This window comes from Paenirhodobacter huangdaonensis, assembly GCF_004022465.1.
GTDB lineage: Bacteria > Pseudomonadota > Alphaproteobacteria > Rhodobacterales > Rhodobacteraceae > Rhodobacter > Rhodobacter huangdaonensis.
In genome coordinates this window covers 355798-374430 of record NZ_SAVA01000004.1, presented here as the reverse complement: position 1 = coordinate 374430, position 18633 = coordinate 355798, and the positions used below count along the sequence as shown (strand labels likewise).

Genomic DNA, 18633 nt, shown 5'->3' with positions numbered 1-18633 from the left:
ATCAGCCGGCCGTCTTCAGATCGGCGATCAGCGCGTTCACGTCACCGCGCCGCGCGTCGAGCATCGAGCCGATCTCGGTGCGTTCGGCCGCGAGCATGTTCACGCCCTCGATGATGATGTTGAAGAACAGATCCTTGCCGGACTTGTCCGAAACCTGCCACAGCACCTCGAAGGGCGACTGGCCGCGCAGGTAGGCAACCGTCTTCACCTCGTAGAAGGTCTTGACCTGGCGCGCCTCGGCAACCTCGAAGCGGGCGCCGATGAACTCGCGGAAACGCTTGCCGTATTTGCGCGAGATATAGCCGCGGAAGGCGGTGGTGAAAGCCGCCATCTGCGCCGGGCTTGCCGAGCGCGAGGCAACGCCGAGCGCCGAGCGCGCGATCGTCGGCACGTCGGCGTATTTCACGAAGATGCTCTCGAACAGGGCATAAAGCGCCGGCCCGGACTTGCCCGAATCGATGGCCGAATTCACGTCGTCGACGGCCTTGCCGATCAGCGCACGGGCCTGGGTGTCGTTCAGCGCGAAAGCCGCGCCGGGCAGCATGACGGCCGCCGCCAGTGCGGCGCCACCGCGCAGGAAGGCGCGGCGCCCCCCTGCCCGGCTCAGGCCGCGTTCATTGCTGCTGCTGGTAAGGGTCAGCATAGGGATCCCATGCCTGGGCATCGTTATACTCCTGTCCGGACAACTGGTAACGCCGGTTCTGCAGATAGAGGAGGCGGGCCTGCGCGTAGCTGTCCGCACTGTCGTAAAGGATGGATTCGACGATATCGCCGTGGATCTTGCGGTCTGCCACCTTGCCGGCGACGCGCGCCGTGCTGGCGGCGGCGGCATCGGCGCCTTTCAGCACCTGCCCCACCGGGTTCATCGCGATGTCGACCACGGTGCCGACCGCATCGCGTTCGGTCGAGGGGCCGAAGACCGGCAGTTCGACATAGGCGCCCTCGCGCACCCCCCACACCGCAAGCGTCTCGCCGAAATCGGTGTCGGTCTCGGGCAGCGAGAAGGACGAGCCCGCCGGATCGAAGACACCGCCCAGCCCGATCGTCGAATTGATCAGGAAGCGGAAGGTGTTCTTCACCGCCGGTTCCGGGCGCCCCTGCAGCAGCGAGTTCACCACCTTGCCCGGCAGGCCGAGGTTCGAGCCCACGTTCGACACCGAACGCACGAAACCGTTGTCGACCGTGCGCGGCTGCCCCGGGCGGGCCTTGAACAGCGCCTCGTCGACGCCCTTGTTGAAGGCATGCATCTGCCGGTTGGTCTTTTCATAGGGATCGTTGATCCCGGTCGGCGACTCGCTCTGCGCGGCGCAGCCGACGAGTGCGAGCACCACCACAGCGGCGCCGCCAAGTGCTCTGGCCATCCCGTTCTCCCGTTCCGTTCCCCTCTGACGGCAGCGAACCAGGGTGACTCGCAGCCGCGTTTAAGGGTAAACCACGGGGCAAGAATTAAGGTTGTGGCATCGCTGAGACAAGGCGCCGAAACGGCTTTTCTGTTCACGAGCGGGAAACCTGGCTCGATTTGAATGAACTGTGGCGGGGAAACGCCGATTCGGGGGCGCCCCCGAATGTCCGGAGGGGGATCCTGATGAAACGCGACGAACTCGCGAAGGGCCGGGCAGAGCTGCGCGGCGCACGGGCGGAAAGCAACGCGCTGATCTGGTCCGTCGGCCTGTTCTCGGCCTTCGTCAACCTGCTGATGCTGACCGGGCCGCTGTTCATGCTGCAGGTCTATGACCGCGTCCTCGGCGCCCATTCGGTCGAGACGCTGACCGCGCTCTTTCTCCTCGTCGTCTTCCTGTTCGCGATGATGGGCGTGCTTGATTACGTCCGCGCGCGCGTCATGGCGCGGGTCGGCGCGCAGTTTCAGGCCCGGCTCGAGGCGCGGGTCTTCGATGCGGCGCTGCGCCGCCACGCGGTCGCGCCGAACGACCCGGTGGCGGTCTCGTCGCTGCGCGACCTCGACGCGGTGCACAAGCTGCTCTCGGCGCCGGTGTTCCTTGCCCTCTTCGACCTGCCCTGGTCGCCGATCTTCTTCGCCGCGATCTTCTTCTTCCATCCCTGGCTCGGCTTCCTCGCGCTTGCGGGCGGCGCGCTGCTGGTCGCGGTCACCCTGCTCAACCAGTCGATGACCATGCAGCCGCTGATGCAGGCGACCGGCGCCCATATCGCCTCGGACCGGCTCTCGGACCATCTGCGCGACGAATCAGAGCTGTTGCAGGCGCTCGGCATGCGCCGCGCCTCCTTCCTGCGCTGGAAGGCGGCGCGCACACACGCCGAAGAGGCCGCGCTGCGCGCCACCGACATCGGCGGCGGCTTTGCCACCTTCACCCGCACCTTCCGCGTCTTCCTGCAATCGGCGATGCTGGCGCTTGGCGCCTTCGTCGTGCTGCGCGGCGAGATGACCGCGGGGGCGATGATCGCGGGCTCGATCCTGATGGGCCGCGCCCTCGCCCCGGTCGAGCAGGCGGTGACCGGCTGGTCGGTCGTCGCCCGCGCCCGCGAAGGCTGGGGCCGGCTGATGGTGCTGCTCAGCTCGGTCCCGGCCGAGACCCTGCGCACCCCGCTGCCGCGGCCGCGCGCCGTGCTCGAGGCGAACAACCTCACCGTGGTGCCGCCCGGCCATTCCGCCGCGACGCTGCGCATGGTCTCGTTCCGGCTCGAACCCGGTCAGGCCATGGGGGTGATCGGCCCCTCGGGCGCCGGCAAGTCGACACTTGCCCGCGCGCTGTGCGGGGTGTGGCGGCCGGCGGGCGGCTGGATCCGGCTCGATGGCGCCACGCTCGAGCAATACGACCCCGACGTGCTCGGCGGGCTGATCGGCTACCTGCCGCAGCGGGTGACGCTGTTCGACGGCACGATCGCCGAGAACATCGCCCGCCTGTCGCCCCGCCCCGACCCCGCACAGGTGGTCGAGGCGGCCAGGCGCGCCGCGGCGCATCAGATGATCCTCGACCTGCCCGAGGGCTACGACACCCGCGTCGATCAGGCCGGCGGCCGGCTCTCGGGCGGGCAGATCCAGCGCATCGGCCTCGCCCGTGCGCTTTACGGCCACCCGGTGCTGCTCATCCTCGACGAGCCGAACTCGAACCTCGACAACGAGGGCAGCCTCGCGCTGAACACCGCGGTGCGCAGCATGAAGGCCGCCGGCGGCGCGGTGCTGATCATGGCGCACCGGCCGGCGGCGATCGCGGAATGCGACACGCTCCTGATGCTCGAGGGCGGGCTGCGCCGCGCCTTCGGCCCGCGCGAGGAGGTGCTGCGCGCGATGGTGCAGAACGCGAACGAAATCACCCGCAAGTCCGGCCCCGGAGGTGTGGCATGACGCAGGGCGCGAACTCCGACCCGAAGCCGCCCGTCCCGGCCACCACCGGCACGCCCGATTCGATGGCGCTGGTGCGCAAGGCGATCCCGACACATCCGGCAAGGACCGGGCCCCCCGCCCCGGCGCCCGAACCGCCCCCGCATGTTCCCCATCTCTCGGCCCGCGGCACGCTGATCGCGGGCTTCCTCGCGCTGCTCGTGCTCGTCGGCGGCTTTGGCGCCTGGGGCACCTTCAGCTCGATCGCCGGCGCCGTCGTGGCGAGCGGTCAGATCGAGGTCGACCAGCGCCGCCAGGTGGTGCAGCACCCGGACGGCGGCGTCGTCGACGCGATCCTCGTCCAGGACGGCGATCATGTGCAGGCCGGCGACACGCTGATCCGCCTCGACGGCGAGATGCTGCGCTCGGAGCACGCCATCGTCGAGGGCCAGTTCTACGAGCTTCTGGCGCGCCGCGGCCGGCTCGAGGCCGAGCGCGCCGACGCCGCCGCGATCAGCTTCGCGCCCGAGCTTCTGGCCGCCGCACAGGCCGACCCGGACGTGGCCGAACTGGTCGACGGCCAGCAGCGGCTGTTTGACGCCCGCCTCGCCACGCTGACGAAATCGCTCGAACAGGTGGCGAAGCGGCGCGAGCAGACGCAGTCGCAGATCGCCGGCATCGACGCGCAGCTGACCGCCCTTGCCACCCAGCAGGACCTGATCGGGCAGGAGCTGACCGATCAGCGCAGCCTCTTGGCGAAGGGGCTGGCGCAATCGAGCCGGGTGCTGGCCCTCGAGCGCGAGGCGGCAAATCTGGCGGGGCAGGTCGGCGAGCTGACGGCGCAGCGCGCCCAGGCCGAAGGCCGGATCACCGAGCTCGAGCTCGAGACCCTGCGGCTCAGTTCGCAGCGGCGCGAGGATGCCGAGACCGAACTGCGCAACATCGGCTATCGCGAGCTGGAACTGGCCGAGCGGCGCCGCGCGCTGAGCGGGCAGATCGAGCGGCTCGACCTGCGCGCGCCGGTCTCGGGCGTGGTCTACGGCATGACCGTCACCACGCCGCGCGCGGTGATCCGGGCGGCCGAGCCGGTGCTCTACATCGTGCCGCAGGACCGGCCGCTGGTCATCGCCGCGCGGATCTCGCCGATCCATATCGACGAGGTCTCGATCGGCCAGCCGGTGCAGCTGCGCTTCTCGGCCTTTGCCAGCCGCACCACGCCGCAGCTTCTGGGCCAGGTCACCAACATCTCGGCCGACGCCATCACCGACGAGGCGACGCGCGCCTCCTATTACCGCGCCGAGGTGATGCTGAACCCGGGCGAGCTGGCGAAGCTCGGCGGGCTGACGCTGCTGCCGGGCATGCCGGTCGAGGTCTATATCCGCACCGGCGAGCGCTCGCCGCTCGGCTATCTGGTGAAGCCCTTCGCCGATTACTTCAACCGCGCCTTCCGCGAGGATTAAAGCCGGTTCAGCAGCGCGGCGGTCGGCCAGGCGTCGGCGGGCAGGCCGAGGCGGGCCTGCTCGGCCTGCACCGCTTCGCGCGTCTTCTCGCCAAGGATGCCGTCGATCTTGCCGACGTCATGGCCGCGCGCCGTCAGCCGCGCCTGCAGCGCCTTCATCTGCTCGGCGCTCAATCCCGGCTCGGGCGTGCGCGGATCAAGCCGCGGCGCGCCCTCGAGGCGCGTGGCGAAATAGGCGGCCGAGGTGACATAGACGAAGCTCTTGTTCCACTCGAAGAGCACCTGAAAATTCGGATAGACCATGAAGGCCGGCCCCTTGCGCCCCATCGGCAGAAGCACCGAGCCCTGCCCCGGTGCCAGCGCGCCCGTCCGCGCCCGCACCCCCATCCGCGCCCAGTCGGCGGTCGAAAATGCGTGGTTCAGCCCGGTCTGGCGCCAGTCGAGATCCGCGGGCACGATGATCTCCTGCATCCAGGGCTCGCCCGCGCGCCAGCCCATGCCGGCGATCATCTTCGCCCCCGACAGCAACGCATCGGGCACCGAGCCCTTCAGATCGACATGGCCGTCGCCATCGCCGTCGACGCCGTTGACCAGAATATCGGCGGGCAGCATCTGCACCTGGCCGATCTCGCCCGCCCAGGCCCCGCGGCTGCGTGCCGGATCGAAATCGCCGCGCGCAGAAAGCCGCGCCGCGGCCAGAACCTGCGGCCGGAACAGGTCGGGCCGGCGGCAGTCATGCGCCAGCGTCACCAGCGCGTCGCGGGTGCTGAAATCGCCCTGCACCGCGCCGAAATCAGTCTCGAGCCCCCAGAAGGCCAGCAAAATGCCGCGTGGCACGCCATAGCTGCGCTCGGCCCGGTCAAAGACCGTGGCATATTTCGTCGCCATCCGCGCCCCGTTCGTCAGCCGGTTCTGGCTGATGACCGAGGCCGAAAAGGCAAGGAAATCCTTGCGGAAAACGCCCTGCCCGCGGTCGGCGCGCAGCACCCGGGCGTCCTGCCGCACGCCGCGGAAGAAGGCGTCGGCCTGCGCCGCGCTCAGCCCCCCGGCCCGCATCTCGGCCTTCAGCCCGGCGACGAAAGTGCCGAAATCGCCGCCGCAGTCGGCGGCACGGGCAAGCCCCGGAACGGCGAGGGCAAGGCAGGTGGCAAGGAACAGGCGGCGCATCGGAAAACTCCCGGAAAGACCCCCCTGACGGTAGCGGCGGCCGGCCCGTCGGGCAACCGTGCGCGGGGCGTCACATTTCGGGCACATGCTGCGCTGCGGCCGGCACCGTCGCTTGATCTTTACAAGCGCCTGCACAGACTTGGAGGCAGGGAACGGTCACCGGAGGGGGAAATGGAGATTCTGCCAAAAGAGCTTCTCGCCGGGTTGCGCGCGGCGACACAGGGCGGCCGGCGCCGCTCGCGACTGCGGATCCGGGCGGGCGAGGAAAGCTGGCCGGTGCTGCGGCGCTGGCCTGGCGGCTTCGCCCTTGATGCGGCACAGATCCACACCCTGCGCGGGCTTGTCGATCTTTATGAGGGCAGCCGCCATCTGGCGACCTGCCTGATCGTCGCCTCGGAGATCGAGGGGGGCGAGCTGATCTGCACCATCAAGCGCGAGACCCCGGTGACCGATCGCCCGCCCGTCGATTTCGTCCGCGACGAGGGCGCGCCGGCGGGGCTTCTGCCCCGCCTCTAGGCCTCACTGCAGGTCGGAAAACGCCGCCCGCAGCCGCGCGACGGCCTGCTCCACCCGCAGCCGCGGCGTGGCAAGGTTGAAGCGCATCCAGCCTTCGCCGCCGGCGCCAAAGCTCGGCCCGTGATTCGCCGCGATCTTCGCGCCCTGCTCGACGCGCGCGGCAAGCTCGGCGTCGCTCATACCGGTGCCGGAAAAATCGACCCAGGCGAGATAGGTCGCCTCGAGCGGCATCGAGCGCAGCCCGGCAATCGCGTTCACCCCCTCGTCGAAAATCTTCCGGTTGCCGTCGAGATAGGCGATCAGCGCGTCGAGCCAGGCCGCCCCCTCGGGGCTGTAGGCGGCCGTCGCCATCGCCAGGCCGAAGCTGTTCGGCGAAATGCCAAGCGCCGCCATCCGGCCCGCGAACCGCGCCCGCAGCTCCGGATCGGCGATGATGACATTGCCCGAATGGGTGCCGGCGATGTTGAAGGTCTTGGTCGTCGCCGACATCATCACCACCGGGTAATCGGTCGCCGTCGCCATCGGAATGTGGCGCTGCCCGGGCATCACCAGATCATGGTGGATCTCGTCGGAAACCAGCACCAGCCCGTGCCGGCGGGCGAACTCGGCGGTTGCCTGCAGCTCCTCGGCGGTCCAGACCCGCCCGCCCGGATTGTGCGGCGAGCACAGGATCAGCATCTTCGCCCGGCCGTCGACAATCCCCTCCCAGGCGTCGAAATCCATCTGATAGCGGCCATCGACCAGCTTCAGCGGACATTCGACGACGGTGCGCCCGGCCGCCCGGATCACCCGCGCAAAGGCATGATAGACCGGCGTCATCAGCACCACGCCGTCGCCCGGCTGGGTGAAGGCGTCAACGCAGATCGCGGTGCCGTTCACCAGCCCATGGGTGGTGAAGATCCACTCGGGCTCGACCTGCCAGCCGTGCCGGTGCGCCATCCACCAGCCGATCGCCGCATGATAGGCGCGGTTGTCGCCCCAATAGCCATAGACGCCCTGCGCCGCCATCGTCTCGAGCGCGCCCTGCACGCAGGCCGGCGGGCGAAAGTCCATGTCGGCCACCCACATTGCGATTCCCTCTTCGGGGCTCACGCCGTAAAGGTCCTGCATGCAGTCCCATTTCACCGAATGGGTGCCGACGCGGTCGATCACCTCGTCGAAGTCGGGGGCAAGGGTCATGTCTTCACGCTCCTGTCGAAATTTTAGTCCTTCCCGGATGAATATCGCAGCACAACGTTCCGATGAAGATCAATTCATCGGGAATTATTCCCTGAATTTTCAATCAACATGGAACGTTTTTCCGATTTCACCAGGCCATTGCACGGCGTCGCGCCATCCCCTACATCAACGCCATGACACTGCGCCCGATCCTGATCCATCCCGACCCCCGGCTCAAGAAGCATTGCGCCCCCGTCGTCACCGTCGACGACGAGATCCGCAAACTTGCCGATGACATGCTTGCCACGATGTATGAAGCCCCGGGCGTCGGCCTTGCCGCGCCGCAGGTCGGCGTGCTCAAGCGCCTCTTCGTGATGGATTGCGTCAAGGACAAGGCCACCGCCCCGGCGCCGATGGTGATGCTCAACCCCGAGGTCACCTGGACCTCGGAAGAGACCAACGTCTACGAGGAAGGCTGCCTCTCGATCCCCGATCAATACGCCGAGGTGACCCGCCCGCGCGAGGTGCGGATGCGCTGGCTCGGCCTTGACGGGCAGATCCACGAGGAGCAGTTCGACGGGCTCTGGGCCACCTGCGCCCAGCACGAGAACGACCACCTCGACGGCAAGCTCTTCATCGACTACCTCGGCCCCCTGAAGCGGCAGATGATCACCCGCAAGATGGAAAAGCTGAAACGCGAGCGCGCCCGCGCCGCGAAGGATCAGAGCATCCTCTGATGGCGGTGCGCCCCTTCATTCCCTATGAGGACCGCCGCCTGCACACGGCCGCCGAGCCGGTGACGGCGGTGACCGAGACGGTGCGGATGATCTGGGACGACATGGTCGAGACGATGGAGGCGATGCCGGGCGTCGGCCTTGCCGCGCCGCAGATCGGCATCATGCTGCGGCTTGCCGTCGTCGATGCCTCGGACAAGCGCGGTCAGGCGGTGAAGATGGCGAACCCCGAGGTGCTGCATGCCTCGGTGCAGCTGCGCCGCCACGACGAGGCCTCGCCCAACCTGCCCGGCGTCTTCGCCACGATCGAACGGCCCCGCGCCGTCACCGTGCGCTTCCTGAACGAGGCGGGCGAGACCGAGGAGCGCGACTTCGTCGGGCTCTGGGCGACCTCGGTGCAGCATCAGATCGACCATCTGAACGGCAAAACCTATCTCGACCATCTCTCACCGCTGCGCCGCAAGATGCTGGTGCAGAAAGCGGCGAAACTCACCCGGAGGTAAGCCGATGCGCGTCGTCTTCATGGGCACGCCCGAGTTTTCCGTGCCGGTGCTCGCGGCGCTGGCGGCGCATCATCAGGTGGTCGCGGTCTATTCGCAGCCGCCCCGCCCCGCCGGCCGCGGCAAGAAGGACCGCCCGACGCCGGTGCACATGAAGGCGCTCGAGCTCGGCCTGCCGGTGCGCACGCCGCGCAACTTCCGTGCCGAGGAAGACCGCGCCGCCTTCGCCGCGCTCGGGGCCGATGTCGCGGTGGTGGTGGCCTACGGGCTGATCCTGCCGCAGGCGCTGCTTGACGCGCCGCGGCACGGCTGCCTGAACATCCACGCCTCGCTCCTGCCGCGCTGGCGCGGTGCCGCGCCGATCCACCGCGCGATCATGGCGGGCGATGCCGAGACCGGGCTGTGCATCATGCAGATGGAGGCGGGGCTCGACACCGGCCCGGTTCTGCTGCGCGCCACCACCCCGATCGGCGCAACCGAGACCACCGGCGCGCTGCACGACCGGCTGAGCGAGATGGGCGCCACGCTGATCCTCGAGGCGCTCGACCGGCTCGATACCCTCAGCCCCGAGCCGCAGCCCGAAACGGGCGTCACCTATGCGGCGAAGATCGACAAGGCCGAGGCGCGGATCGACTGGTCCCGCCCGGCGGCGGAGCTCGTGCACCAGGTGAACGGCCTTTCCCCCTTCCCGGGCGCGTGGTGCCTTGCGGGCGAGGAACGGCTGAAACTGCTGCGCGCCGCCCCGGCGCCCGGCAGCGGCACGCCCGGACAGGTGCTCGGCGGCTTCACCGTGGCCTGCGGCACTGGTGCCCTCGAGGTGCTCGAGGCGCAGCGCGAGGGCAAACGCCCGATGCCCGCCGCCGAGGTGCTGAAGGGCCTCACCCTGCCCGATCACCTCGCCTGACCGGCCCTCGCCGCGCCTGACGGCCCGGCTTTCATCTTGCCGCAAATACCTCGCGGGGTCCGGGGGCGCGAAGCCCCCGGCGCGCGTCACCCGGCAACCGGCGCGAACCCGTCGAGCGGCTGCGCCGCCACCTTGCGCAACAGCTCGACAAAACCTGCCACCTGATGCGCGGCCGTCGCCCGGCCCTTCCCCGCCGTCGCCGCGGCGGCATTGCCAACGGCGCCGAGCGGGTTCACATCGGAGGCGATCCAGCCATAGGAGATCGGCCCCACCGGCGAGATCAGCCCGGTCTCGGCGCTCGAGGCGAAATCCTGCGCCGCGCCCATGTCCACGGTCTCCGGGTTGAAGGCCAGCATCAGCGAGGTCTCGACATCGCCGCCATGGATGCCATAGGCCAGCTCCTTCGCCGGATACATCCCCTCGGGATGGCCGAAGGCGGTCCACTGGCATTTCACCGCGAACATCCCCGCCCGCACCCGCAGCTCGCGCGACAGGATCGACACCAGGTCAAGGTTGCCGCCATGGCTGTTCACCAGCACGATCTTGCGGATCCCCGCCCGCGCCACCGAAAGCCCGATCTCGACCCATGCGCTCAGCGCCGTCTCGGCGCTCAGCGTGGCGGTGCCGGGCGCCCACAGATGCTCGTTCGACTTGCCCACCGCCTGCACCGGCAGGATCCGCACCGCGGGCGCATCGGGCGCGGCATCGAGCTGCCGGCGCAGCTCGGCGAGCATCCCCTCCATGATCAGCGTATCGGTGCCCACCGGCAGATGCGGCCCGTGCTGCTCGATCGCGGCGGTGGGCAGGATCGCGACGGTCGTCATCGGATCGAGCCCCTTGAAAGCGGGCGCGCGGTGGAACGCCCAGTCGTGGTGGGTCATGCCTTGACCTCCTGTCGTTGCGGCACCGGCCCGATCAGCCGGTCCATCTGGCGCGCGACCCGTTGCAGGTGCCGCGCGCGGGTTTTCGGGGTGGAACTGTCCATCAGGTAATGCATGGCGAAGGCGGTGCGCTTGCCGGGCTTGCACAAGAGCCCAAGCCCGCGCAGCAGCGTGCGTCGCCCCGGCGCTCCGACGAAGAAGGTCAGCAGCCGCGAGGCGCCGCCGGTGGTGAAGACGCCAAGCCGGGTGATGTGGCGCAGCCCCGGGCGGATCGTGCCGTTCTCGCCCTCGGGCATCAGGAAGGCCACGTCCGGCAGCAGCACCCGGTCGAGCCACCCCTTCAGCATCGCCGGCAGCCCGTACCACCAGGTCGGATAGACGAAGATCAGCGTGTCGCACCAGCGGATCGCCGCGACATGAGCGGCCATGTGATCGGTGCCGATCGTCAGGTCGAGATAGGCGGCGTTCTCGGGCCCCGACATCACCGGCTCGAAGCCCTCGGCGTAAAGGTCGATCAGCCGGGTCTCGGCCCCGGCGGCGGCCAGCTTTTCCAGCACCACGTCGCGCACGGCGGCGTTGAAGCTGTCGGCGCGCGGGTGACAATAGACGACAAGCGCGCGCATCAGAACGCCTCCATCGCGCGGCCGACGCGGGTCAGGAAGGCCGCGCGCCCGGCCTCGGTCACGCGGTTCATGTCATGCAACGCGAGGAAGCGGAAACGCTCGGGCCGGGTGATGTAGCGCAGATGGCGGGTGACCAGCCGACGCGGCGGATCGCCCGCCAGAAAGGTGCGCCAGCGCGAGCCGCCATAGGTCGTCACCGCGGCAAGCCGGCGGATATGGGTGAGGTTCGGCACGGTCTGGCCGTTCTCCATCCGAAACGACACGCCGGGCAGGAACACCCGGTCGAGAAACCCCTTCAGGATCGCCGGATAGCCCATGTTCCAGACCGGGAACACCAGCACCAGCGCCTCGGCGGCGCGCAGCCGCGCAACGTGACCCGCCACCGGATCGAGGTTCGGCCCGATGTCGTGATAGCCGCGCCGCTCGGCCGCGCTCAGCACCGGCGCAAAGCCCTCGGCGTAGAGATCGCAATCGTCGACCTGCCAGCCCCGCGCCGAAAGCGTATCGCACACGTGCCGGTGCAGCGCCGCCGAGAAGCTTTCGGCGCAGGGATGGGCGAAAAGGACCAGCGCGCGCGTCATCCCCGCCCTCCGCTCCCGGCCCCGCCCGCGGACGCCTCCGGCGGGAGTATTTTTCCAAGGAAAGGCAGAGCGGCTTTTTCTTGGCCCAACTCCTCACTCTGCCCCCTGCCGCAGGTGCCGGCGCCGGTCATTCCGCCGCCCTCATCCCGGCATAGGCATAGATCGTCTCGTAGCCCCAGTCCGGCACGTCCCAGGCGATCATCTTGCCGGGGTTCAGAAGTCCCTTCGGATCCGCCTCGCGCTTGAAGGCAAGCTGGCGCGCGTCGGCCGACTGCCGCCCGCCTTCTTCCAGCGTGTAGCGGTGCGGGTTGAAGATCATCGCGCCCATCTCCTCGTGCTCGCGCACGATCTCCTCGAGCCGTTCCTCGGTGGTGAACCGCACCATGGTCAGCCCGGCATAGATCACCTGGCCATGCTCGCGCATCACCTCGAGGTGCTGCATCAGCTCGGCGCCGAAACGGGCACGGACCGCCTCGATCACCTCGAGGAAATCGGCGCCATGATAGCGCACCTGCAGATAGGTGATGTCGGGATCGACCTTCAGCGCGCGCAGCGTGGTGTGGTTCCAGCCGTATTCATAGGCGACGCCCGGGTCGCGGCTCCAGTCGTTCGCGTCCGAGCGGAAGATCATCCGGCCCGCCGGCCAGCGCGCGAGGAAGGTCTCGAGCGCCGGCATCGACTGCGGCGCGACCATCAGCTGCAAGGTGGTGTCGCCCGCGTCGACATGGCCCTTGAAGCGCTGGAAGTACTGCGCAGCGATCGGCGCCTCGCAGACGGTGACGAGCTTGACCAGAATCCCGTCCTCGGCCGCGAGTTCGGCGCCAAAGCGCGCGGCCTCGGCGAAATCGGGGAAGGTCAGAACGGTCGAGACCCAGTCATAGGCCGGGGCGAGCGGCATCTCGATCTCGGTGATGATGCCGTTCGTGCCATAGGCGTGGCTGACCCGGTGCAGCTCCTCGCCGGTGAATTCGTGGATCTGCGGTTCGGCCTCCATCGAGACCACGCGCAGCCGCAGGATATTGCCCAGATCGCGCAGCGCGCCCCAACGCACCGAGCCCACGCCACCCGAGCCGCCGGCGATGAAACCGCCGAGCGTCGCCGTGGCGGCGGTCGAGGGCATCATCCGCAGCTCCTGCCCGGACTGCGCCTTCGTCTGCGCATCGAGGTCGCGGATCACGATGCCCGGTTCCGCCACCACCCGGCCGGGGGCGATCTCGCGGATCCGGTTCATGTTCTTCAGATGCATCACGCAGCCGCCCGCCAGCGGCATCGCCTGACCGTAATTGCCGGTGCCGGCGCCGCGCACGGTGACCGGCACGTCATGGGCGTAACAGGTCCGCAGCACCTCGATCACCTCGGCCTCGTCGCGCGGCGAGACGACGAAATCGGCGACGACGTGATCGAGCCGCGCCTTCAGCACCGGCGAATACCAGAAGAAATCCCGGCTTTTCGAGCGGATCGAGGCGGGATTGTCGTCAAGCTCGAGATCGGCGAGCGCGGCCTTTGCAGCATCAATGTTCATGTCATCAGTCCGTCGAGTTCGGAATAATCGGGAAGGGTGCGGTCGATCTGCCGGCCGGCGCGCAGCACGATGCGGTCGGCCTGCGGGCGGGCGAAGAGCTCGGTCCAGCTGCGGGCGCGGCAGATCACCAGATCGGCGGGCGCGCCCGGGGCAAGCGAGGGCGCGTCAATGCCGCAGGCGCGGGCGGGGTTCGCGGTGAAGGCGCGCGGCCAGTCGGTGCCCGCGTGGTCGAGATGCGAGATCCGCGTCGCCTCGCGCATCACCTCGATCATGTCGAGATCGCCATAGGCATAGAACGGATCGCGGGTGTTGTCGGAGGCAAAGCTGACATTGATGCCGCGCGCCGCCATCTCGTGCACCAGCGTCACCCCGCGCCAGCGCGGCGTGCGGCCGGGCGTGCGGTCCTGCAGATACATGTTGCACATCGGCAGGCTGACGACGTTCAGCCCGGCCCTGGCCACAAGGTCGAGCGTGCGCGCCGCCTCGGCCTCGGGCTGCACGGCGAGCGAGCAGCAATGCCCCACCGTCACCGGCGCGTCGAAGCCCACCTCCAGCGCCACCTCGGCGATCACCTTCAGCGTCGCGACCGAGGCATCGCCGGTCTCGTCGACGTGGAAGTCGGCCTGCAGCCCGCGCCGCGCCGCGTGGTCGAAGAACACCCGCAGCCGCCGGCGCAGGTCGGGGACCGGATAGGTGACGGCGCCGAGCACGCCGCCCGAACCTGCGACGATCGCCGCGGTGCGGCCGAAGGGGCCGCCCTCCTCGACGCTGTCGATCGGCACGAGGCATGCGCCCTGCAGCGCGATCCGGCCCGCCCAGTCCTCGCGCAGCTCGGCGAAGACCGGGAAGGAGATTGCGTCCTGCGGCGCGAGGCTGTCGAGATGGGTGCGGACCGCGCGCGTGCCATGCGCCCAGGCACAGCGCAGCGCAAACTCCATCCGCGCGCGCACGTCCTCGGCCGACCAGTTCGCCACCCGGTCGGCGCCGACGGTGGCCAGCGCCCCCTCGAACGTGCCGTCGGGGTTCGCCGCGCGCGGCCAGATATGGCCCTTGTCGAGATGCGTGTGCATGTCGACGAAGGCCGGAAAAACCATCTTGCCGGCCATGTCCACCACAGGCGCGTCGGGCGGCACCGCCGCGACGATCCGGCCATCCGAGATGGCCAGGTCGATCTGGGCGAGGTCGCCCTCTTGTCCGAGGAGGCAGGCCGGGGTTTTCAGATTGATCAGACGATACGTGCCGCTGGGCAGAACGCAAAAATCCATCAATTCTCCCGTTTGATGGCACTCTCGTGCCATTTGTGAAGCATCAGGTGCGTCACCAGGCTCAGCACCGCGAAGATGACGACGCCGGTCAGCGCAATGAGGGCGAGCGCCGCGAACATCCGCGGGATGTTCAGCCGGTATCCCGCCTCGAGGATGCGGAAGGCCAGGCCCGAGCCGATGCCGCCGGTGCCCGCGACATATTCCGCCACCACCGCACCAATCAGGCTCAGCCCGCCGGCGATGCGCAGCCCGCCAAGGAAATAGGGCAGCGCCGTCGGGATCTGCAGATAGCGCAGCCGCTGCCAGCGGGTGGCGCCATAGATCCGGTAGAGGTCGCGCAAATTGTGGTCGGTCGAATTCAGCCCGAGCGTGGTGTTCGACAGGATCGGGAAGAAGGCGACGATCCAGGCGCAGAGCAAGAGCCCCGCCAGCCGGTTGTCGACATAGATGAAGATCAGCGGCGCGATCGAGACGACCGGGGTGACCTGCAAGATCACCGCGAAGGGGTAGAAACACATCTCGGCCCAGCGGCTGAGACTGAAGAGCACCGCAAGCCCCACGCCGCCCAGCACCGCGACCGCAAGCGCCATCAGCGTGATCTGCTGCGTGACGCCAAGCGCCGGCAGCAGGATCGGCGCGTCCTTGACCAGCGTTTGCGCAACAAGGCCGGGCCCCGGCAGGATGTAATGCGGGATCTCGTTCCAGACGACGATGCGGTCCCACAGCACGATCAGCAGCACCACGGTGATGCTCGGCAGCAGCCAGCGCAGCACCCGCTCGCGCCGCCGGGCGCGGGCGCGGGCCAGCTCGTCGGCATCGACCGGCGCGGTCAGCTCGAGGGCGGGATCGGCAAGGCTCATGCGGTCTCTCCCATCGCGGCATGGAGCGCATCCGAGGCGGTGCGGCACAGCGCGGCATAATCGGCCGAGGTGCGGAAATCCTCGCCGCGCGGATAGGGCGCATCGACGGTCAGCTCGGTCGAGACCCGGCCGGGCCGGGCCGCCATCACCACGATGCGGTCGCTCAGAAACACCGATTCGAACACCGAATGGGTGACGAAGATCACCGTCGAAGCGATCTTTTCCTTCAGCTCGAGCAGATCCTTGTTCAGCTTGTGGCGGGTGATCTCGTCCAGTGCGGCGAAGGGCTCGTCCATCAGGATCAGTCGCGGCCGCGTCACCATCGCCCGCGCGATCGAGACCCGCATCTTCATCCCGCCCGAGAGCTCGCGCGGATAGGATTTCGCGAAGGCCTCGAGCCCGACCAGCTTCAGCGCCAGGTGGATGTCGTCGCGCACCTGCACGAAGCTCTGCCCCTTCAGGCGGAAGGGCAGATAGACGTTCTGCTCGACCGTCGCCCAGGGCATCAGCGTCGGCTCCTGGAAGACGACGCCGATCTCGGCCTCGCCGCCCTCCCAGCGGATCTGCCCGCGCGTCGGATGCATCAGCCCGGCAATCAGCCGCAGCGCCGTCGACTTGCCGCAGCCCGAAGGCCCGAGAAGCGAGATGAAATCGCCCTCGTTCACGGTCAGGTTCATCTCCCTGAGCGCCAGCGTGCCCCCGGCGAAGGCCTTGTCGACCGCGGCCATCTCCAGAAGTTTCGCCCGCTTGCCCAGCGGTTTCGGCTTGCGCCAGGTCACCACCATCGGTGCCTCGTCTCGGAAAAGGTTCGGGCGGGCCACCATAGGCCCGCCCCGGGAAGATCACTTCTTCAGATCAAGGCCGACGCCTGCGCCGACGAAATCGGTGGTATAGGCGGCCTTGTAGTCGAGATCGCCGGGCACGACCCCGGCCGCGACCATCTTGTCGAAGAAGTCCTTCACATGGGCGTCGGTGATCACCCCGATGCCCTTCTCAAGCGCATCCCCCGAATCGACGATCCCCTTCTCCTTCAGCTGGCTGATGCCGAAGGCGAGCTGCTCGTCGGTCATGTCGGGGTTGTCCTTCTTGATCTTCTCCTTCGCGGCGCTGTTGTCGCCGTAAAGGAAATTGTACCAGCCCTTGATCGAGCCATCGACGAAGCACTTCACCACCTCGGGCTTCTTCGCGACAGTATCGGCCATGGTCTCGATCAGCGTCGAATAGGTCGAATAGCCGGCATCGGCGAGCAGCCAGACGTCGGGCTTGAAGCCGCCCTCCTTCTCGACCATCAGCGGCTCGGACGAGAGATAGCCCTGCATCCCCGACTTCTCATCGGCGATGAAGGGCGCGGGGTTGAAGGTGTAGACCTCGCGCTGCTCGGGGGTGAAGCCATAGGCCTTGATCATCCACTGATAATAGGACGCATAGCCCGCATCGCCGATGAGGAGCTTGAGGGTCTTCAGGTCCTCGAAGCTTTTCGCCGCGCCCGGATGGGTCAGGATGACCTGCGGCTCCTTCTGGAAGATCGCGGCGACGGCGACGACCGGGATGCCCTCCTGCACCGCCGAGAATTCCTCGAGCAGGTTGCCGCCCATGTTGAAGTCGATCTTGCCCGCCAGCATCAGCGCCCGGTTGTTCACCTGCGGCCCGCCCGGCTGGATCGTCACGTCAAGCCCGCAGGCCGCATAGGTGCCATCGGCCACCGCCTGATAGAAGCCGCCATGCTCGGCCTGGGCCAGCCAGTTGGTGCCGAAGGTCACCGCCGTGTTCGCCGAGGCTGCGGTGGCGACGGTCGACAGAAGCAGGGAAAGGACAATCTTGCGCATGCGCGGCTCCGGGGTGTGATTCTCTGCGGCCAGCCTAGGAGGGCGCGGCGCAATGCTCAGGGGGCGGTGCGGCAAAAACCCGCATGCCGGCAGAAGACGGCGCGGCTTTGGGCAGGTTTTCCCGACCCCTGCCTGCGTTTTCGGCAGATGCCGAAAATTTTGCCCGTTTGGTCAGGAAGCATGGCTCTCGCCGGGCGCCGGGGGCAGGATCTGACCCGAAGAAACCGGCGCCCGACCAACCGGAGGTTATCCATGCGTGCCCTTGCCCCGACCTCGATCCGCCCGCCCTTCGGCGCCTATGCCCATGGCGTCGAGCTGCCGCCCGGCGCGCGGCTGGTGATGACCTCGGGCCAGCTCGGCCTCGGCCCCGATGACGTCGCCCCGGCCACGGTGCGCGAACAGGCCCGGCTGTGCTTTGCCAATGTCGCCGCGATCCTCGCCGAGGCGGGAATGGGACCGGCTGACGTGGTCCGGATCAACGCCTTCGTCACCGATCGGGCGCATTTCCCCGAGTACATGGCGGCGCGCGACGAATGGCTGGCGGGCTCGGGCAATCTGCCCGCCTCGACCCTCGTCATCGTCACCGGCTTCACCCGCGCCGAGTTCCTTGTCGAAGTCGAGGTGACGGCGGCCGCACTTCAGGCTAGCGTCGGGTGAAACGCCCCGAAGGAGCCCCGACATGCTCGAGACCTTGATGGCCTTTCCGCCGGCGACGCTGCTTGCCTTTCTGGCCGGCGCGCTGGTGCTGAACCTGACGCCCGGCTCGGATGTTCTGTTCGCCATCGCCTCGGGGCTGCAGGGCGGGCCGAAGGCCGGGGTGGCGGCGGGCTTTGGTGTCGGCATCGGCGGCATCTTCCACACCTGTGCCACCGCCTTCGGCCTTGCCGCGCTGGTGGCGGCGCATCCCGGCACGCTCGACATCGTCCGCTGGGCGGGGGCGGCCTATCTGCTGTGGATCGCGGTGAAAAGCTGGCGCGCGGTGGTGCCGCCGCCCGAAAGCGTGGGCGGCGCGCTGCTGCCCCGTGACGCCTTCCGCCGTGGCGTGATCACCAATGTGCTGAACCCCAAGGTCGCGCTCTTCATGCTGGCCTACCTGCCGCAGTTCACCGACCCGGCGATCGGGCCGCTGTGGCAGCAGATGCTGATCCTCGGCGGCATCGTCTTCACCGGCGGCACCCTGATCACCATGGGCTACGGCGCCTCGGCGGGCTGGCTCGGCACCCGGCTCGCGCGGCGGATGGGGGTGCTGAACAGGGTCGCGGCGCTGCTGTTCGGCGGGCTCGCGGCGAAACTCGCCCTCGACTGAGCTTGATTTCGCCGCGCCCGCGCGCCATCTGGG

20 protein-coding genes are annotated in these 18633 nt (G+C 68.6%); 8 read left to right on the top strand and 12 right to left on the bottom strand.

Features of this window, described 5'->3' with window-relative positions; translation table 11 throughout:
- Position 1: 1 nt before the first annotated feature.
- Both EOW66_RS09385 and EOW66_RS09380 read right to left on the bottom strand, forming a co-directional pair.
- Positions 2-643, bottom strand: a complete 642-nt coding sequence (locus EOW66_RS09385) for an MlaC/ttg2D family ABC transporter substrate-binding protein (protein ID WP_128156116.1) — start codon at positions 641-643, stop codon at positions 2-4.
- Positions 615-1361, bottom strand: coding sequence for an MlaA family lipoprotein (locus EOW66_RS09380; RefSeq protein WP_128156115.1), 747 nt, complete (start codon positions 1359-1361; stop codon positions 615-617). The genes EOW66_RS09385 and EOW66_RS09380 overlap by 29 nt, the downstream gene beginning before the upstream one ends.
- Positions 1362-1585: 224 nt before the next feature.
- Between EOW66_RS09380 and EOW66_RS09375 the strand changes: the two genes are divergently transcribed.
- Together EOW66_RS09375 and EOW66_RS09370 are read left to right on the top strand one after the other, a co-directional pair.
- Positions 1586-3322, top strand: a complete 1737-nt coding sequence (locus tag EOW66_RS09375) for a type I secretion system permease/ATPase (protein ID WP_128156114.1) — start codon at positions 1586-1588, stop codon at positions 3320-3322.
- Positions 3319-4758, top strand: a complete 1440-nt coding sequence (locus EOW66_RS09370; RefSeq protein WP_239017543.1) for an HlyD family type I secretion periplasmic adaptor subunit — start codon at positions 3319-3321, stop codon at positions 4756-4758. Before EOW66_RS09375 ends, EOW66_RS09370 begins: the two co-directional genes overlap by 4 nt.
- Here EOW66_RS09370 and EOW66_RS09365 read toward each other — a convergent pair.
- Positions 4755-5924 (bottom strand): lytic murein transglycosylase, encoded by a 1170-nt coding sequence (locus EOW66_RS09365; protein ID WP_128156113.1) that lies wholly within the window; start codon positions 5922-5924, stop codon positions 4755-4757. The genes EOW66_RS09370 and EOW66_RS09365 overlap by 4 nt on opposite strands.
- 171 nt (positions 5925-6095) lie before the next feature.
- Between EOW66_RS09365 and EOW66_RS09360 the strand changes: the two genes are divergently transcribed.
- Positions 6096-6440 carry a hypothetical protein gene (locus EOW66_RS09360; protein ID WP_128156112.1) on the top strand — a complete coding sequence of 115 codons (345 nt, stop codon included), beginning with the start codon at positions 6096-6098 and terminating at the stop codon, positions 6438-6440.
- A 3-nt stretch (positions 6441-6443) separates the two neighbouring features.
- Here the strand turns inward: EOW66_RS09360 and EOW66_RS09355 are convergent, their stop codons facing one another.
- Positions 6444-7619 carry a MalY/PatB family protein gene (locus EOW66_RS09355; protein ID WP_128156111.1) on the bottom strand — a complete coding sequence of 392 codons (1176 nt, stop codon included), beginning with the start codon at positions 7617-7619 and terminating at the stop codon, positions 6444-6446.
- A 173-nt stretch (positions 7620-7792) separates the two neighbouring features.
- Here EOW66_RS09355 and def (EOW66_RS09350) point away from each other — a divergent pair, with 173 nt between their 5' ends.
- The 3 genes from def (EOW66_RS09350) to fmt are packed head-to-tail and all read left to right on the top strand — an operon-like array spanning position 7793 to position 9736.
- Positions 7793-8335, top strand: a complete 543-nt coding sequence (gene def / locus EOW66_RS09350; RefSeq protein WP_128156110.1) for a peptide deformylase — start codon at positions 7793-7795, stop codon at positions 8333-8335.
- Positions 8335-8835 carry a peptide deformylase gene (def, locus tag EOW66_RS09345; RefSeq protein ID WP_128156109.1) on the top strand — a complete coding sequence of 167 codons (501 nt, stop codon included), beginning with the start codon at positions 8335-8337 and terminating at the stop codon, positions 8833-8835. The genes def (EOW66_RS09350) and def (EOW66_RS09345) overlap by 1 nt, the downstream gene beginning before the upstream one ends.
- 4 nt (positions 8836-8839) lie before the next feature.
- A complete protein-coding gene (gene fmt / locus EOW66_RS09340; protein WP_128156108.1) occupies positions 8840-9736 on the top strand; it encodes a methionyl-tRNA formyltransferase in 897 nt (298 codons plus the stop codon).
- An 86-nt stretch (positions 9737-9822) separates the two neighbouring features.
- Here fmt and EOW66_RS09335 read toward each other — a convergent pair whose 3' ends face one another.
- The 8 genes from EOW66_RS09335 to EOW66_RS09300 form a co-directional block, all read right to left on the bottom strand.
- A complete protein-coding gene (locus tag EOW66_RS09335; RefSeq protein WP_128156107.1) occupies positions 9823-10617 on the bottom strand; it encodes a creatininase family protein in 795 nt (264 codons plus the stop codon).
- Positions 10614-11240, bottom strand: coding sequence for an NAD(P)H-dependent oxidoreductase (locus EOW66_RS09330; RefSeq protein ID WP_128156106.1), 627 nt, complete (start codon positions 11238-11240; stop codon positions 10614-10616). Before EOW66_RS09330 ends, EOW66_RS09335 begins: the two co-directional genes overlap by 4 nt.
- Positions 11240-11821 carry an NAD(P)H-dependent oxidoreductase gene (locus EOW66_RS09325; protein ID WP_128156105.1) on the bottom strand — a complete coding sequence of 194 codons (582 nt, stop codon included), beginning with the start codon at positions 11819-11821 and terminating at the stop codon, positions 11240-11242. Before EOW66_RS09325 ends, EOW66_RS09330 begins: the two co-directional genes overlap by 1 nt.
- A gap of 127 nt (positions 11822-11948) precedes the next feature.
- Positions 11949-13343 carry an FAD-binding oxidoreductase gene (locus tag EOW66_RS09320; protein WP_128156104.1) on the bottom strand — a complete coding sequence of 465 codons (1395 nt, stop codon included), beginning with the start codon at positions 13341-13343 and terminating at the stop codon, positions 11949-11951.
- Positions 13340-14608: a cytosine deaminase gene (locus EOW66_RS09315; protein WP_128156103.1), complete on the bottom strand. Its 1269-nt coding sequence runs from the start codon at positions 14606-14608 to the stop codon at positions 13340-13342. Before EOW66_RS09315 ends, EOW66_RS09320 begins: the two co-directional genes overlap by 4 nt.
- A complete protein-coding gene (locus tag EOW66_RS09310) occupies positions 14608-15468 on the bottom strand; it encodes an ABC transporter permease (protein WP_128156102.1) in 861 nt (286 codons plus the stop codon). The genes EOW66_RS09315 and EOW66_RS09310 overlap by 1 nt, the downstream gene beginning before the upstream one ends.
- A complete protein-coding gene (locus EOW66_RS09305) occupies positions 15465-16253 on the bottom strand; it encodes an ABC transporter ATP-binding protein (RefSeq protein ID WP_239017542.1) in 789 nt (262 codons plus the stop codon). The genes EOW66_RS09310 and EOW66_RS09305 overlap by 4 nt, the downstream gene beginning before the upstream one ends.
- Before the next feature lie 57 nt (positions 16254-16310).
- Positions 16311-17294: an ABC transporter substrate-binding protein gene (locus EOW66_RS09300; RefSeq protein WP_128156101.1), complete on the bottom strand. Its 984-nt coding sequence runs from the start codon at positions 17292-17294 to the stop codon at positions 16311-16313.
- A gap of 252 nt (positions 17295-17546) precedes the next feature.
- On the opposite strand from EOW66_RS09300, the gene EOW66_RS09295 reads away from it, so the two are divergent.
- Positions 17547-17951, top strand: coding sequence for a RidA family protein (locus tag EOW66_RS09295; RefSeq protein ID WP_128156100.1), 405 nt, complete (start codon positions 17547-17549; stop codon positions 17949-17951).
- 22 nt (positions 17952-17973) lie between these two features.
- Positions 17974-18600 carry a LysE family translocator gene (locus tag EOW66_RS09290; RefSeq protein WP_206363678.1) on the top strand — a complete coding sequence of 209 codons (627 nt, stop codon included), beginning with the start codon at positions 17974-17976 and terminating at the stop codon, positions 18598-18600.
- The last annotated feature ends 33 nt before the right edge of the window (positions 18601-18633 follow it).